This window comes from Gemmiger sp. An120 (assembly GCF_002160955.1).
Taxonomy (GTDB): Bacteria; Bacillota; Clostridia; order Oscillospirales; family Ruminococcaceae; genus Gemmiger_A; species Gemmiger_A avium.
Window position 1 is genome coordinate 120,687 of sequence record NZ_NFLN01000005.1, and the last position, 15,398, is coordinate 136,084.

General features: G+C 62.7%; 13 protein-coding genes. 8 read left to right on the top strand and 5 right to left on the bottom strand.

The window, feature by feature from the left end:
• Window positions 1–165 precede the first annotated feature (165 nt).
• From B5E65_RS06405 to efp, 3 genes are all read right to left on the bottom strand, one after another.
• On the bottom strand, window positions 166–1,986 hold the full coding sequence (locus B5E65_RS06405; protein WP_143402981.1) for a hypothetical protein: 1,821 nt from the start codon (window positions 1,984–1,986) through the stop codon (window positions 166–168).
• Between the two features lie 90 nt (window positions 1,987–2,076).
• The gene (locus B5E65_RS06410; RefSeq protein WP_087170939.1) at window positions 2,077–2,523 is read right to left on the bottom strand and encodes a CD1247 N-terminal domain-containing protein; all 447 of its coding nucleotides are present in this window, start codon (window positions 2,521–2,523) and stop codon (window positions 2,077–2,079) included.
• A gap of 94 nt (window positions 2,524–2,617) precedes the next feature.
• On the bottom strand, window positions 2,618–3,175 hold the full coding sequence (gene efp / locus B5E65_RS06415; protein ID WP_087170940.1) for an elongation factor P: 558 nt from the start codon (window positions 3,173–3,175) through the stop codon (window positions 2,618–2,620).
• A 222-nt stretch (window positions 3,176–3,397) separates the two neighbouring features.
• Between efp and B5E65_RS06420 the strand changes: the two genes are divergently transcribed.
• From B5E65_RS06420 to B5E65_RS06430, 3 genes are read left to right on the top strand one after another with little or no spacing between them, the layout of a single operon-like run.
• Window positions 3,398–4,837, top strand: a complete 1,440-nt coding sequence (locus tag B5E65_RS06420; protein WP_087170941.1) for an MBOAT family O-acyltransferase — start codon at window positions 3,398–3,400, stop codon at window positions 4,835–4,837.
• Window positions 4,838–4,850: 13 nt separating this feature from the next.
• Entirely contained in the window at window positions 4,851–6,317 is a 1,467-nt protein-coding gene (locus B5E65_RS06425; protein ID WP_087170942.1) for a hypothetical protein, read from the top strand.
• A 49-nt stretch (window positions 6,318–6,366) separates the two neighbouring features.
• Entirely contained in the window at window positions 6,367–7,680 is a 1,314-nt protein-coding gene (locus tag B5E65_RS06430) for an alpha-amylase family glycosyl hydrolase (protein ID WP_087170943.1), read from the top strand.
• A gap of 150 nt (window positions 7,681–7,830) precedes the next feature.
• Here B5E65_RS06430 and B5E65_RS06435 read toward each other — a convergent pair whose 3' ends face one another.
• Window positions 7,831–8,658 (bottom strand): Mrp/NBP35 family ATP-binding protein, encoded by an 828-nt coding sequence (locus tag B5E65_RS06435; RefSeq protein WP_087170944.1) that lies wholly within the window; start codon window positions 8,656–8,658, stop codon window positions 7,831–7,833.
• A 66-nt stretch (window positions 8,659–8,724) separates the two neighbouring features.
• A complete protein-coding gene (locus B5E65_RS06440; RefSeq protein WP_481810353.1) occupies window positions 8,725–9,543 on the bottom strand; it encodes a purine-nucleoside phosphorylase in 819 nt (272 codons plus the stop codon).
• A gap of 254 nt (window positions 9,544–9,797) precedes the next feature.
• Here B5E65_RS06440 and B5E65_RS06445 point away from each other — a divergent pair, with 254 nt between their 5' ends.
• The 5 genes from B5E65_RS06445 (at window position 9,798) to folD (ending at window position 15,372) form a co-directional block, all read left to right on the top strand.
• Window positions 9,798–10,742 carry a M15 family metallopeptidase gene (locus B5E65_RS06445; protein WP_087170946.1) on the top strand — a complete coding sequence of 315 codons (945 nt, stop codon included), beginning with the start codon at window positions 9,798–9,800 and terminating at the stop codon, window positions 10,740–10,742.
• Between the two features lie 96 nt (window positions 10,743–10,838).
• Window positions 10,839–12,119, top strand: coding sequence for a M16 family metallopeptidase (locus B5E65_RS06450; RefSeq protein WP_242957494.1), 1,281 nt, complete (start codon window positions 10,839–10,841; stop codon window positions 12,117–12,119).
• Window positions 12,112–13,416, top strand: coding sequence for an EF-P 5-aminopentanol modification-associated protein YfmH (yfmH, locus tag B5E65_RS06455; RefSeq protein WP_087170947.1), 1,305 nt, complete (start codon window positions 12,112–12,114; stop codon window positions 13,414–13,416). The genes B5E65_RS06450 and yfmH overlap by 8 nt, the downstream gene beginning before the upstream one ends.
• Window positions 13,413–14,543: a prolipoprotein diacylglyceryl transferase gene (lgt, locus tag B5E65_RS06460; protein ID WP_087170948.1), complete on the top strand. Its 1,131-nt coding sequence runs from the start codon at window positions 13,413–13,415 to the stop codon at window positions 14,541–14,543. The genes yfmH and lgt overlap by 4 nt, the downstream gene beginning before the upstream one ends.
• Window positions 14,524–15,372 (top strand): bifunctional methylenetetrahydrofolate dehydrogenase/methenyltetrahydrofolate cyclohydrolase FolD, encoded by an 849-nt coding sequence (folD, locus tag B5E65_RS06465; protein WP_087170949.1) that lies wholly within the window; start codon window positions 14,524–14,526, stop codon window positions 15,370–15,372. The genes lgt and folD overlap by 20 nt, the downstream gene beginning before the upstream one ends.
• The last annotated feature ends 26 nt before the right edge of the window (window positions 15,373–15,398 follow it).

Consider the following 15,398-nt stretch of genomic DNA (forward strand, 5'->3'; position numbering starts at 1 on the left):
GTGCCTGAACAAACAGAAAACACCCCTGAGATGCCATGCATCCCAGGGGTGTTTTGCTGTGCCGGCTCTTTAGGATAAGACAGAAAGAACAACCATAAAAAAGCTTCTTCCTTTACACAGGCAAAGAAAGAAGCTTTTTCAATATGTTGTCGTGATACGGAAGAATCAGGAGGGCAGAGAACTTTCCGGAAGAGGAGTGCCGTTTTTCAGGTATTCATCCCGCCGGGCCAAAAACAGCCGGGTTTCAATCCAGCGGGTATCCGGGTCGAACCCCCAATCACTCAACAGCTGGCGGCTGCTTTCATCACTGCCCCAGAACAGCAAATACTCATACTGATAACAGATGGTGTCCAGATCCAGAGGCCCGTCCTTGTCCACCCAGAAATAAAGGGTGTCGGTATTGAAAACATAGCGGGCAACAAATGTGTCTGCCCAGGTATCCACCGGGGTATCGCCAGTGTATATTACGTATTTGGCCCCATCCGGAAGCCCGTATTCCTGTTTGAACTCCAGCCAGGGAATCTGTTCGCTCTGATCATAACCGGAGCGATTGTAAAATTTACCAAATCCACCCCACGTGTTGATGAAAGCAAGGCAGAGAACTACGGCAACAGCGGTTTCACCCCACCGGAAAGCCCTCTTTTGTGAGGTGGGGCAGCTTGCCAGATACAGGATTCCACCCCCGCCTGCAACCAGCAGGGAAAAGGTAAGAGAATACCGGCCGATGCTGGCCAAAACCAGCATTTCCGCAACGGGCATCGAGAAGATGTAAGTAAAAGCCAGGCCAACGGTATAAATAGCGGTTCCGCCAAGCGCCGCACAACAGGCAATGGCAGCCTGACCGCCGCGAATCCGCCCGCTGCGCCACAAAATCACGGCCAGAATGCAGACGGCCAGGGGGACAAACCAGTACAGTACGTTCTCGTAGTGGGAGAAATCCTGCCAGTAGGCAACAAAAGACTGCCAAAACTGCGCCAGGTCTTCCGGAGATTTGGCGGCCAGATTGGCCTGGTAGGCAGCAGCATCCACGGCATGTTTGCTTTCCATCCCATCCGGATAGACCAGACGGATATGCTGCCCCCACAAATACCACAGAACTGTGGGAAAAGCCAGAGCGGCCACAGCATCTGCGGCACGGCGGCGCAGGGATGTATGAGGCTTCCACAGAATGGCCAGGATCAGCAGACCGGCCAGTATTGCCAGAAAGACACCGCTGTTTTTGGTTATGGCCAGAAATCCAAGGATAGGTGCGGCAGCAACCGCGGCCAGTTCCGGACGGCTGCTTCTGCGCTGAGCAATTGCGGCGGCGATTGCCGCTACACCCAGCATGGTCAAAAGACCGTCCACCATTAATGAGCCATATACAAGGCCACAGCTCAAAGGAACCAGTGCCACACCGGCCGCGATGAACCCCTGGGCCCTGTTCTTTGCCAGAGCGGCCACCGCAAAGGCACAGGCCACAGCCAACAGCGCCTGCGCCATCAGCATGGTGCCGTCCGAAGTGCCTACAAGGTTGCAGTAAAATTTGATCCACAGAGCCGTAGCGGGAGGATAGTCGAGATACTCCACGGCGGTAGTGGCGGTATTGGCAAGGTGGCCGGTGGAAATCAGCCGCTTTGCCACGATGCCCCAATGGGCAAAATCGTCGTGTCCCTGAAGAAGAGCACCGCGAAAACGCAGGATCGTCCAACCCCAGCACAGGGTGAACAGGATCATGGACGGGCGCAAAAAGGACGTCAGAACCGTGCGGAACCGGCGGACCAGCGCAACAATCAAAATAGCAAGACCGCCCAGATAGAGCACAATCTGTACAGGCATCAGCACATTGAGCAAGCCTGCCAGATACAGGATGCAGCCAATGCTGCAGAAGCTGACAACCGGCGTCAGGGCAACAGGCATGTTCATATACTGATTCAGCCACAGCCACCATCCAGCCATGCACAGAAAAAACAGACCGGCCCGGACCAAGGGAAGAATAGCTGACATGATACACCTCATTCAAACGAACTTAAAACAGCGCGGGCACTGCTTGCACCCGCGCTGTATACAGGAACCTGCCGTATCAAAAACAGGTTCTTATTCCTCGGTGTCCGCGTCGCAGCACTCGCACTCGCCGTCGCAGCTCTCGAACTCGATCTCAAAGTCCGCGCCGCAGTTGGGGCAGCTCAGGTCGCCGCCCAGCAGGGTGTCCTCATCCACCACGCAGGTCTCGCCGCAGTTGGGGCAGGTGAGCTCGTAGGCGGCATCCTCGCCGTCCTCGTCGTCCTCATCCTCGTCCTCGTCGCCGTACACGGCGCTCTCCAGATCGTCCATATCCTCGTCGATGGCGTCCAGCTCATCGTAGGCCTGCTCCAGATCCTCGTACACCTGGTCCATATCGTCGTCCAGCTCGGTGACCTTGGCGCACAGATCGTTCAGCAGATCGGCCATGGCGGCCAGCACCTTGCCCTCCTTGCTCTCGGTGTCCAGCTGCAGGCCCTCCATCAGGCCCTTCAGGTAGGCGGCTTTCTCTTTCAGTTCCATAGTCGTTACCTCCTGCGCGCACAGCGCGCTGTTTGTGTACAAAATAAAATCGGGGCGGCGGCGCCCGGCCGCCGCCCCGGATCTGCAAATGGGATCAGGCGCGCTCCATATACTCGCCGGTGCGGGTATCGATGCGGATCATATCGCCCTCGTTGATGAACAGGGGCACACGGATCTCAGCGCCGGTCTCCAGCTTGGCGGGCTTCAGGGTGTTGGTGGCGGTGTTGCCCTTGAAGCCGGGCTCGGTCTCGGTGACCTGCAGCACCACAAAGTTGGGAGCCTCGATGCCGAACACGTTGCCCTTGTAGCTCAGCACCTTGACCATCTCGTTCTCCTTCACAAACTTGAAAGCGTCGCTCAGGTCATGCTCGTTCAGGGGCAGCTGCTCGTAGGTCTCGGTGTCCATGAAGTAGTACAGATCGCCGTCCTGGTACAGGTACTGCATCTCACGCCGCTCGATGAAAGCGGTGGGGAACTTGTCGTTGGGGTTGTAGCTCTTCTCAGTCACAGCGCCGGTGATCACGTTCTTGGTCTTGGTACGCACAAAAGCCGCGCCTTTGCCGGGCTTCACGTGCTGGAACTCCACGACCTGGAGCACGTTGCCGTTCTCTTCAAAGGTGACGCCATTGCGGAAATCGCCAGCAGAAATCATAAATTGAATCCTCCCAAATATCGTATAAAGTCTAGCGCTTTGGCATATCTACAAATATTTTACCTGATGCACAGGCATTTTTCAACCCTTTCGGGGCAGAAATGCCGGGTTTTTGCGCCAAAGCGGCCGGGTGTTGACGCAGTGCGCCGCGCTGGGGTAAAATGGAAAGGCCGGGCCGCCCGTCGGTGCGGCCCATCCCGGATAAGGAGAGAACCCGCGCCTATGCTGTTCAATTCACTGAAATTTGCGGCCTTTTTCCCGGCGGTGACGCTGGGATATTTTGTGCTGCCCCACCGGCTGCGGGCGGTATGGCTGCTGGCGGCCAGCTACCTGTTCTACATGTGCTGGAACCCCCGCTACGCCCTGCTGATGCTGGCCAGCACCGCCGTTACCTGGGCGGCAGGCCTGGCCATGGAACGCACCGCGCACCGCAAAGCCGTGCTGGCCGTGTCGCTGGTGCTGAACCTGGGTATTCTGTTCATTTTCAAATACGCCTCCTTTGTGCTGGACAACCTGAACGCCGCGCTGGCGGTGTTCGGCAAGGATCCGGTGCTGGGCGGCTTTTCGGTGCTGCTGCCGGTGGGCATCAGCTTTTATATCTTCCAGGCGGTGGGCTATACCATCGACGTATACCGCCGCCGCCTGCCCGCCGAGCGCAGCTTTTTGTATTATGCCCTGTTTGTGAGCTTTTTCCCCCAGCTGGTGGCCGGCCCCATCGAACGCAGCACCAACATGCTGCCCCAGCTGCACGAGAAGCACCGGTTCGACTATGAACGGATCAAGTCCGGCCTGGTGCAGATGCTGGGCGGCTATCTGGAAAAGATGGTCATTGCCGACCGGCTGGCCCTGCTGGTGGATGCGGTCTGGCAGCAGGAATCCCCCGGCGGCGCGGCGGCCTGGCTGGCGGTGTTCTTCTTTGCGCTGCAGCTCTACTGCGACTTTGCCTCCTACAGCGACATTGCCATCGGCGCGGCCCGGGTGATGGGCTTCGACCTGATGCGCAACTTTGACAGCCCCTATCTGGCCCCCACCCTGGGCCAGTTCTGGGACCGCTGGCACATCAGTCTCTCCAAATGGTTCCAGGATTATCTCTATATCCCGCTGGGCGGCAGCCGCAAAGGCCTGGCGCGCACCTGCGTCAATCTGCTGATCGTGTTCCTGGTCAGCGGCCTGTGGCACGGCGCGGCCTGGACCTTTGTGCTCTGGGGCGCGGCCCATGGTGTGTACAGCGTGATTGCCCGGCTCACCGCCGCCCCCCGCGCCCGGCTGCGGCAGCGGCTGGGCCTGCCCGCCGGGCTTCACCGGGTGCTGAGCACCATCTGGGTGTTCTTCTTTGTCAGCCTGACATTGGTGCTGTTCCGGGCGGACAGCCTGCCCGCCGCCGGGCGGATGTTCGCCGGGCTTCTGCGCTGGGACACCCCGCTGGACTGGGCCGCCCTGGGCCTGGACAAGCCGGACTTCGTTGTGGCGCTGGCGGCCATCGCGGTGCTGTTTATCTTTGACCTGCTGCGCGCAAAGGGCGGCCCGGTGCGGGATCGGTTCCTGGCCCGGCCGCTGTGGGTGCAGTGGCCGGTGCTGCTGGCCGGCCTGCTGGCGCTGGCGGTGTTCGGTATGTATGGCGAGGGCTATGTGGAACAGCCCTTCATCTATTTCCAGTTCTGAAAGGAGGGCGCCCATGCTGCGCAATCTGCCCCGGCCGCTGCGTCTGGCCGCCCGCCTGACGGCGTTCTGTCTGTTGGCGGCGCTGCTGCTCTGGTACGCCGACGCAGTGCTCACCGAAAAAACCAGCACCTTCTGGGGCCTGTACGACGAGCCCCGGGATACCATTGATGTGCTGTATGTGGGCGGCAGCCATGCCAATGCCGCCATCTCCCCGCTGCAGATCTACGAGCAGCAGGGCTTTACCGGCTATGTGGCCTACAGCTGGAGCCAGCCCATCTGGACCAGCTACCACTATATCAAGGAAGCCCTGAAAACCCAGAGCCCCCAGGTGGTGGTGCTGGATACCTTCGGGTTGGTTTACGGCAATACCTATATTGAAGCGCCGCTCATCGACGCTACCAGCGACCAGTTCAGCCCGCGCATCAAGCCGGGGCTGAACCGGCTGCTGCTCACGGTGGCCATGAGCCGCTGCCAGGTGACACACAAGCCTTTTTATCAGTACAACTCCCTGCTGCAGTTCCACACCCGGTGGAAATCCCTCACCGCCGAGGACTGGACCTGGCCCTTTGTGAGCCATGCCAGCCCGGGCAAGGGGTTCGGCCCCATCTACACCACCGAGGTATTCAGCCAGAGCCAGCCCGCCGCCATCACCGAACAGGCAGGCTACGCCCCGGCGGAGGAGTATCTGTATAAGATCATTGAACTGTCAAAAAAAGAGGGCTTCCAGCTGGTGCTGATGGACCTGCCCTATATCACCACCGAGACCGAGTACGGTATCTACGCCCGGGCCCGGCGCATCTGCGAGGAGAACGGGGTGCCCTACATCAGCTATCTGCTGGACGACACCGCCGCCGAGGCGGGCTTTGACTACGCCACCGATATGGCCGAACACGCCCACGTGAACTACAAGGGCGCGGCCAAGCTGAGCGCCCACCTGGGGGCCTGGCTGGCGGAGCAGTACGACCTGCCCGATCACCGGCAGGACCCGGCCTATGCCTCCTGGAGTGAGCTGGCGGCGGCGGAGCAGAAAGACCTGCAGGACGGGGATCTGTCCATGACCCACGATCCGCTGGAGCTGCTGCAAAAGGCCCTGGACGAGCGGTACCTGCTGGTGGTGCAGACCCAGGGAGACCTGACCGGCGCGGACGGCGCCGCCGTGGCGGCCGCTTTCGATGCGGTGGGGCTGGACGGCAGTATCTTTGCCAGCTCCACGGCCCATGCTCTGTATGTGTTTGAGGGCGGCGAGATGCTGTACGGCCAGGTGGCCGAGGGCGAAACGCTGGCCTATACCTGGACCGACGGCACCCATACCGTGGAGGCCGACAGCCGCCCGGACAGCGCGTCCTGCCGGCTGGACGGGGAGGAGATCGGCCGCAACCGCCCCGGCGTGAACATTGCGGTGGTGGACCGGGAAACCGGCGAGCGGGTACAGAGCATCAGTTTCAGCACCCTGCACGACTACGCGGCCTATACCGCCTGAGCGGAATAAACCGGCCCCGGGCCGGTGACAGATAAGGAGAAAAACGTCTATGTGGTTTTACGACACAACCGTCTATCAGATCTACCCGCTGGGCCTGTGCGGCGCGCCCGCGCAGAATGACGGGCAGACCGTGCCCCGCATCCGCCGTCTGGAGGGCTGGGCGCAGCACATCGCGGCCTTAGGCTGCGGCGCGGTGCTGCTGAATCCGGTGTTCCAAAGCGACGCCCACGGCTATGACACCCGGGATTACACCACCCTGGACTGCCGCCTGGGCACCAACGAGGATCTGGCGGCGGTGTGCAAGGCGTTCCATGAGGCGGGGCTGCGGGTGCTGCTGGACGGGGTGTTCAACCACGTGGGCCGGGGCTTCTGGGCCTTTGAGGATGTGCGCCGCAACCGGGAGGCCAGCCCCTACAAGGATTGGTTCCACATTGATTTTGGCGGCAACACCGACAAGAACGACGGCTTCTGGTACGAGGGCTGGGAGGGCCACAACGACCTGGTCAAGCTGAACCTGCGCAATCCGGCGGTGGTGGAGCATATCTTCTCCGCCATCCGGGGCTGGGTGGAGCAGTTCGGCATTGACGGCCTGCGGCTGGACGTGGCCTACTGCCTGGATCTGGATTTCCTGCGCCAGCTGCGCCGGTTCACCGATACCCTCAAGCCGGAGTTTGCCCTGCTGGGCGAGGTGGTGCACGGGGATTACAACCGGTGGATGAACGACGAGATGTGCCACTCGGTCACCAACTACGAGTGCTACAAGGGGCTGTATTCCAGCTTCAATTCCATGAACATGTTCGAGATCGGGCACAGTCTGGCCCGGCAGTTCGGACCGGAGCCCTGGACCCTGTACAAGGGCCGCCACCCTTATTCCTTTGTGGATAACCACGATGTGACCCGCATCGCCAGCATCCTGACAAATCCCGCCCATCTGCCGCTGGTCTATGGTGTGATGTTCGGTATGCCCGGCGTGCCCAGCATCTACTACGGCAGCGAGTGGGGGATGCAGGGGAACAAGACCCCCGGTACCGACGCGCCCCTGCGTCCGGAGGTGGAGACCCCGCAGCAGGGCGCGCTGTACGAGGCGATTGCCGCCATGGCCAAGGCACGCGCCTCCAGCGAGGCGCTGCGCTACGGCAGCTACCGGAACGTGGTGCTTACCAACAAGCAGATCATCTTTGAGCGCCGCACCGATGCCGAGCGGGTTCTGGTGGCGGTGAACGCCGACGCCGAGCCCTGGACCGCCCATTTCGACGCGGGCTGCGGCCAGGCTCAGGAGCTGCTCACCGATACGCTGCACGATTTCGGCGGCGGCAGCACCCTGCCCCCCTACAGCGTGCAGTTCTGGAAGATGGAACGATAAAAGACCAATATGGGGGAGACAACGTCTCCCCCATACCCCCGGGAAATCGCGGGCCGGAATTCTCCGGCCCGCAGGATGGGGGGCTGGGGGACTGGTCCCCCAGATCGGCAAAAGAAAAGGGACACGCGTTGCAGCGTGTCCCTTTTGTCTTTACAGCAGCGCTTCCACCGCGTCGGCGGCGCCGTCCAGATAATCGCCCTCGAAGGCTTCGATCACGCCCTGGTCGGCGTTCTGGGCCAGCCGGGGATCGATGGGCATTTTGGCCAGCACCTTCAGCCCGTGCTTCGCGGCTACCTCGTCCACATGGCTCTCGCCAAAGACGCTGATTTTCTTGCCGCAGTCCGGGCAGGTGATGTAACTCATGTTCTCCACGATGCCCAGGATGGGAATATTCATCATCTCGGCCATCTTGACCGCCTTGGTCACGATCAGGCTTACCAGCTCCTGCGGGCTGGCCACCACGATGATCCCGTCCACCGGCAGGGTCTGGAACACCGTCAGCGGCACGTCGCCGGTTCCCGGAGGCATGTCCACAAACAGGAAGTCCACGTCCTTCCAGATGACCTCCTGCCAGAACTGCTTCACCGCCCCGGCGATCACCGGGCCGCGCCAGACGACCGGGTCTTCCTCGTTGTCCAGCAGCAGGTTCACGCTCATCACGTCGATGCCGGTGCGGCTCTTGATGGGCCAGCAGCCGTTCTCATCCGCCATGGCCCGGCCATGAATGCCGAACAGCTTGGGGATGGAGGGGCCGGTCACGTCCGCGTCCAGCACGCCCACCGCGTAGTCGCGCCGGCGCATCAGGGTGGCCAGCATGGCGCTGGTCATGCTCTTGCCCACGCCGCCCTTGCCGCTCACGATGCCGATCACCTTTTTGATGTGGCTCAGCTGATGGGGCGGCTCATGCAGATCCTGGGGTTTATTCCGGCTGGAGCAGTTGGCCGAGCAGCTGCTGCAGTCATGGGTACATTCGCTCATGGTTCTTCTCTCCCTTTTTATGCATTGGGTCTTTCTTTTCCGGCCCTGCGGCCGGGGAAAACAGGATTATACCCGGGCCACAAACCCGGTCACCAGGGATTCCAGCACCTTGGCACGGCGGTTGGCCGTTTCAATTACCTCGTCCCCGTCCAGCTTCTTGTTCTCAACGCCGGCGGCCATGTTGGTGATCAGGCTCATCGCCACCGTGGGCAGCCCGCAGTGGGCCGCCGCAATGGCTTCGGGCACGGTGCTCATGCCCACCGCGTCCACCCCCAGGGTGCGGAATGCCCGGATCTCCGCCGGGGTCTCGTAGCTGGGGCCCATGTATCCCAGATATACGCCGGTGCGCAGGGTCACGCCCTGCTCGGCGGCTACCTGGGCCAGCAGCGCCCGCAGCGCCGGATCGTAGGCGGTGGACATGTCGCAGAACCGCGGCCCTACGCTCTCGTCGTTGGGGCCGGTCAGGGGATTGGCCCCCATAAAGTTGATGTGATCCTCGATCAGCATCAGGTCGCCCACCGAGAAATCCAGGTTCACGCCGCCGGCCGCGTTGGTCAGCACCAGGGCACGCACCCCCAGCGCCTTCAGCACCCGCACCGGGAAGGCAATCTCCTGCATGGTGTGGCCCTCGTAAAAATGCAGCCGCCCCTGCATGCAGATCACCCGCTTGCCGGCCAGCATGCCGGCCACAAACCGCCCGGCATGGCCCGGCGCCGTGGAGGCCTTGAAGCCCGGGATCTCGCCGTAAGGCAGGTACACCGGCTGCTCGATCCGGTCGGCCAGGCCGCCCAGGCCGCTGCCCAGCACGATGGCCACTTCCGGGTCAAAACCCAGCCGCTGCCGGATAACGGCGGCCGCTTCGTCTATCTTTTGCCGCATAAACAGGCTCCTTTCCCGCTTCGCCGGAATCCCGGCGTTTGTATACCGCTTTAGTATACCACAAAGCGTTCCCGGTTACAATCCGCCGCCGCACAGACAGCAAATGTGAAAATTCGTGGTTTTTTGCCGGTCTTTTGATCCGTTCGTCAAGGGGCGGTTTACAGTCCGGCCCTGATTTTGTATAATAATGAGAAAGGCCCGCCCAATCGGGTCTTGCAAAGCGGAGCCCGCAGCGGCCCGCAGGGGAGGCGTTACCAACTATGTCTCAGGATCGCAGACCGTCCGGCGCACCGCCGCGCCGCATGCAGCTCAGTCCGGCCGCGCGCCGTGCCGCCGCGGCCCGCCGCCGCAAGCGTATCCGCCGCAACCGCATCCTGTTCGGCCTGGCCGTGCTGGCGGTGGTGCTGGTGGTCGTGCTGGGGGTGCGGGCATTGTTCTCGCTGGCAAAAGGCAAACCGGACGGCAGTTCGGTGCCGGAATCCTCTTCCGGCAGCGCCGCCGCACCCACACCCACACCGGCGGCCTCCACCAGCGTGGACTTTACCGACGCGCGGATGATCCTGGTCAACAACAATATGGGCCTGCCGGAAGGCTACACCGTAGAGACCCAGACCGCCGACGAAAGCACCGGCAAGCAGCTGCAGACCGAGGCGGCCCAGTCCTTCGCGGCCATGCAGGCCGCCGCCAAACTGGACGGCGTCAGCCTGATCCTGCAGTCCGGTTACCGGTCGGTGGAATACCAGCAGGGATTGTTTGACCAGCAGGTGGAAAAAATAATTAAAACGGGAGAAAATGAGGAAGAAGCAATAATCAAAGCTCAAGAAGTAGTGGCAAAACCTGGCCATTCCGAGCACAGCACCGGCTATGCCGCCGATATCCTGACCGACAGCTACCGGGTGATGGACTCCGGCTTTGCCGAAACCGACGCCTATACCTGGCTGACCGAGCATGCCGCCGAGTACGGTTTTATAGAACGTTACCCGAGAGATAAAAAACCAATTACCGGCATTACTTTTGAGCCTTGGCACTGGCGGTATGTGGGGGCGGAGAACGCCGCCGAGATCAAAAAAACCGGCCGATGCTTGGAGGAATTCTGGGCCCTTTACGGCAGCGATGCCGGTGCCGCTTCCTCGTCGGAAAGCGGGTCGGGATCGTCGGATTTCGGTTCCGGTTCTGACGCCGGCTCCGCTTCGTCCGCCGCCTGATCCCTGCGTTTTTCCCAAACGCCGGTGTGTCATACCCCGGCGTTTTTGTCCTGCCGGAAAAAACGAATCAATCTTTTTACCGAGGAGCATTTATAAGTGGAACGTATTATGCTGGCGCCCGGCGTGTATCTGAACACGATCGAAGCGCAAAAATTCAACCGCTGCAGGATCAGCCTGCATTTCCGGTTCCCGGCCAGCCGGGCCCGTGCCACGGCCCATGCCCTGCTGCCGCTTGTGCTGGACCGGGGCTATGCCGATTGCCCGGATATGACCGAGCTTTCCCGCCGGCTGGCCGCCCTGTACGGGGCTGACCTGTCGGTCAACCTGATCGCCAACGGCGCCGACCGGATCCTGTCGGTGAGCATCAGCGGCATCCGGGACGCGTTCGCCCTGGATGGGGAGGATCTGACCGCCCAGTATGCCGCCATTGCCCTGGGCGTGGCGTTCCGTCCCTATCTGGTGGACGGCTGCTTTGACACGGAAGCGGTGGAGATCGAAAAGGACAAGCTGAAAAAGCGCCTGCAGGCCGAAATCAACGACAAGCGGCTGTACTGCATCCGGCAGGCCCGCCGCAAGTTCTACGGGGACGCGCCGGAGGGCATTGAGCGGGACGGTTACCTGGAAGAGGTGCCCGGCCTGACCCCCGCCGAGCTGTACGAAGCCTACCAGGAGATCCTGCGCACCGCCACCCTGGACGTGATGGTGCTGGGGGCTGACCCGGCGGCCATCTGCGTCCAGCTGGAACAGGCCATGGCCGGCATCGAGCGGGCCCCCGCGGCCCTGGCCGGCTTTACCGCCCAGCCCCGGGCCCTGCCCCGGCATTTCGTGGAAAAATTGCCCGGCGTGACCCAGGCAAAGCTGTGTATGCTGTTTACCAGCGCCGCGCCGCTGGAGGTGGAGGAGATCGACGTCTGCCGCCTGGCCATGAGCCTGTTCGGCGGGTCCGACCGCAGCCGCCTGTTTTTGAACGTGCGGGAAAAGCAGAGCCTGTGCTACTACTGCGGCTCCAGCCTGCAAAGCGCGGTGGGTTGCATGACGGTGGACAGCGGGGTGGAACCGGACAAGGCCGAAGAGGCCCAGGCCGCCATCCTGGCCGAGCTGGACCGGCTCTGCGCCGGCCCCATCGAAGAGGAAGAGCTGGAGGACTGCCGCCGCGGCCTGCTCAACGGGCTGGAATCCCTGGCCGACAGCCTGTCCGGCCTGGAAAACTGGTATTATATGGAGATCTGCCGGGGCGGCGAGGTGCGTACCCCCGCCCAGTCCGCCGCCCGGCTGCGGGCGGTAACCCGGGAACAGGTGCGCGCGCTGCTGGCCCGGTTCAGCTTCTCGGTGGCCTATCTGGTCACCAGCCCGGAAGGAGGCGCCGACCATGCGTGATCTGACCCAGGTGCTGCAAAGCGCCGCCGCCTGCGAAAGCAAGGTGCTGCCCAGCGGGCTGACCCTGCTGGTGAAACCCATGCCCGGCTATAGCGGGGCCCATGTGATCTATGCCACCCGGTTCGGTTCCACCGACGCCAGCTTCACGCTGGACAAAAACGACGGGCGCGGCCCGGTGCGGATCGACCTGCCCGCCGGTGTGGCCCATTTCCTGGAACACAAGATGTTCGAGAGCGAGGAGGGGGACGCTTTCGCCCTCTACGCCAAGACCGGCGCCAACGCCAACGCCTACACCAGCTTCGACCGCACCAGCTATATCTTCACCGCCACCGGCAAGATCGACGAGAGCCTGGACGTGCTGCTGGGCATGGTGGGCAAGCCCTACTTTACCGAAGCCACCATCGCCAAGGAACAGGGCATCATCGGCCAGGAGATCAGGATGTACGACGACAGCGCCGATTGGCGGCTGCTCACCGGCCTGTGTCAGTGCCTGTACGCGAACCATCCGGTGCGCAGCGATATTGCGGGCACGGTGGAGAGCATTGCCCAGATCACCCCGGAGATGCTCTACGCCTGCACCGACGCTTTCTACCAGCCCGCCAACATGGTGCTGGCGGCAGCGGGCAACATCACGATGGAACAGCTGGAAGCCGCCTGTGCCCGCGCCGGGCTGAACGAGCCCCGGCAGCCCTACCCGGTACAGCGCATCCTGGCAGAGGAGCCCCTCACCCCCGCCCGGGACCGGATGGAGTTCTCCATGCCGGTGGCCAAACCCTGCATCGGCATCGGCTTTAAGGAAGCCCCCCTGCCGGACGGGGTGGCGGGCCTGCGCGGCCGGGTGATCTGCGATTTGCTGACCGAGCTGATCGTGGGCGGGACCACCCCGCTGTACCGCCGCCTGTATGACGAGGGGCTGGTGAACCCGGAATTTGACGGCGATTTCCTGTCGTTGGACGGCTGCCTCTGCTTTGCCTTTACCGGCGAGAGCGACGAGCCCGAGCGGGTGCGGGAACTGCTGCTGGATGAGATCGACCGGCTGCGGGCCGAAGGGGTGGACGAGGAACTGTTCCGCCTGAACAAAAACCGGATGTACGGCGAACTGATCCAGGACCTGGAGCAGATCGAAGACACCGCCGGCGCGATGGCCAGCTGTTTTTTGCATGGGCATACCGTGTACGATGAACTGCAGACCCTGGCCGGCCTGACCAAACAGGATGTGGACGAGGCGCTGCAGACCATGCTCAGCCGGGACCGCTGCGCCAGCGTAATCATCCATCCCACGGAGGTAGACCGATGACCAATCTTGTGGAATTTCCCGGCCTGGGGCTGGAACTTACGATCAACCGGGTGGCGTTTACCATCGGGGATATGCCCATCTACTGGTACGGTGTGATCATTGCCGCCGGTCTGCTGCTGGCGGTGGCGTTCGGCATGCACTACGCGCCGGACTTTGGCATCGACAAGGACCGGTTCATGGATGTGATCCTGATCGGCGGCGTGCTGGCCATCGTCTGCGCCCGGGCCTATTATGTGATCTTTGCTCCCTTTAAATATGAAAGCCTGTGGGACATGATCAACCTGCGGGACGGCGGCCTTGCCATCTACGGCGCGGTGATCGGCGCCGCGGTGTTCGGCGGGCTGGCCTGCCGCTGGCGGCATCTGCCCCTGCTGCGGGTGTTCGACGTGGTGGGCATGGGCTTTCTGATCGGACAGGGCATGGGCCGCTGGGGCAACTTCTTTAACCAGGAAGCCTTCGGCACCAACACCACCCTGCCCTGGGGCATGTACAGCGCCGCCACCCAGAGCTATCTGGAGCGCACCCAGGCTGAACTGGCCGCCCAGGGCGTGATGGTGGATCCCACCCTGCCGGTGCATCCCACCTTTTTGTACGAGAGCATCTGGTGCTTTGTGGGGTTGGCCCTGCTGTGGCGCCATATGAAAAAGCGCCGCTTTGACGGCGAGCTGGCCCTGTGGTACGCTGCCTGGTACGGCGCGGGCCGGTTCTGGATCGAGGGCCTGCGCACCGACTCCCTGATGACCCCCTTCTTCGGGCTGCGGGTCAGCCAGGTGGTGGCGCTGGTCAGCGTGGTGGTATCCCTGATCCTGCTGGTTGTGCTGCGCCGCCGGTTCGCCGGGCGGGAATACCGTATCCCGCTGGCGGTGGACCTGACCAAACAGGCTGCCTGGGCCCGCGCCTGGAAAGCCCATACCGGTGAAGAGTGGGTTCCCGCCGAAGCGGACAGCCTGCCCGCCTCGGCCAGCCACGCGGAGTTTGTGGCGGCCACCAAACAGATGAACGATCGGTTCGATCTGAGCCGCATCGAAGCGGCGGTAAAGGAGTGGCAGGCCGCCCAGGCCCCGGCCGAAGCCCCTGCCCCCGAAGAGCCGGAAGGAGAGCAGAGCGATGGCGGCACGGATCATTGACGGCAAAACGCTGGCGGCCCAGGTGAAAGCCCGGGTGCGTGACGGCGTGGAAGACTGCAAGCGGCAGGGCGTGGAGCCCTGTCTGGCGGTGCTGCTGGTGGGGGACGACCCGGCCAGCGCGGTGTATGTGCGGGGCAAGGCCAGGGACTGTGAGGAATGCGGCATCCGCAGCCTGGTGGAGCGTCTGCCCGCCGACACCACCCAGGAAGCGCTGCTGGTCCGGCTGGCCCAGCTGGCCGCCGACGACAGCGTGCACGGTATTCTGGTGCAGCTGCCTCTGCCCGCCCATATCGACGAGCGGGCGGTGATCAAGGCCATCCCCCCGGAAAAGGATGTGGACGGCTTCACCCCGGTAAACGTGGGCCGCATGATGATCGGGGAGACGTGTTTCCTGCCCTGTACCCCCGCGGGCTGCATGGAGATGCTGGACGCCGCCGGGGTGGACCCGGCGGGCAAGCGGGCGGTGGTGATCGGCCGCAGCAACATCGTGGGCAAGCCTGCGGCCATGCTGCTGCTGGCCCGCAACGCCACCGTGACCATCTGCCACAGCCGCACAAAGAATCTGGCAAAGATCTGTGCTGAGGCCGACATCCTGGTGGCGGCGGTGGGCCGGCCCAAATTTGTCACCGTCGACATGATCAAGCCCGGTGCGGCGGTGATCGACGTGGGCATCAACCGGGACGAAAACGGCAAGCTGTGCGGTGACGTGGATTTTGCCGCCGCGGCCGAAAAGGCCGGCTGCATCACCCCGGTGCCCGGCGGCGTGGGGCTGATGACCCGGGCCATGCTCATGGTCAACACCCTGCAGGCGGCCCGCAACACCCTGTAATTTTCCGCGGCAGGCCCGGCAGTACC

Excerpts from the sequence above, each read along its gene's own strand:
- efp (WP_087170940.1), bottom strand. The coding sequence starts at position 3,175 with ATGATTTCTGCTGGCGATTTCCGCAATGGCGTCACCTTTGAAGAGAAC.
- B5E65_RS06425 (WP_087170942.1), top strand. The coding sequence starts at position 4,851 with ATGCTGCGCAATCTGCCCCGGCCGCTGCGTCTGGCCGCCCGCCTGACG.
- B5E65_RS06405 (WP_143402981.1), bottom strand. The coding sequence starts at position 1,986 with ATGTCAGCTATTCTTCCCTTGGTCCGGGCCGGTCTGTTTTTTCTGTGC.
- B5E65_RS06410 (WP_087170939.1), bottom strand. The coding sequence starts at position 2,523 with ATGGAACTGAAAGAGAAAGCCGCCTACCTGAAGGGCCTGATGGAGGGC.
- B5E65_RS06435 (WP_087170944.1), bottom strand. The coding sequence starts at position 8,658 with ATGAGCGAATGTACCCATGACTGCAGCAGCTGCTCGGCCAACTGCTCC.
- yfmH (WP_087170947.1), top strand. The coding sequence starts at position 12,112 with ATGCGTGATCTGACCCAGGTGCTGCAAAGCGCCGCCGCCTGCGAAAGC.
- B5E65_RS06430 (WP_087170943.1), top strand. The coding sequence starts at position 6,367 with ATGTGGTTTTACGACACAACCGTCTATCAGATCTACCCGCTGGGCCTG.
- lgt (WP_087170948.1), top strand. The coding sequence starts at position 13,413 with ATGACCAATCTTGTGGAATTTCCCGGCCTGGGGCTGGAACTTACGATC.
- B5E65_RS06445 (WP_087170946.1), top strand. The coding sequence starts at position 9,798 with ATGTCTCAGGATCGCAGACCGTCCGGCGCACCGCCGCGCCGCATGCAG.
- B5E65_RS06420 (WP_087170941.1), top strand. The coding sequence starts at position 3,398 with ATGCTGTTCAATTCACTGAAATTTGCGGCCTTTTTCCCGGCGGTGACG.
- folD (WP_087170949.1), top strand. The coding sequence starts at position 14,524 with ATGGCGGCACGGATCATTGACGGCAAAACGCTGGCGGCCCAGGTGAAA.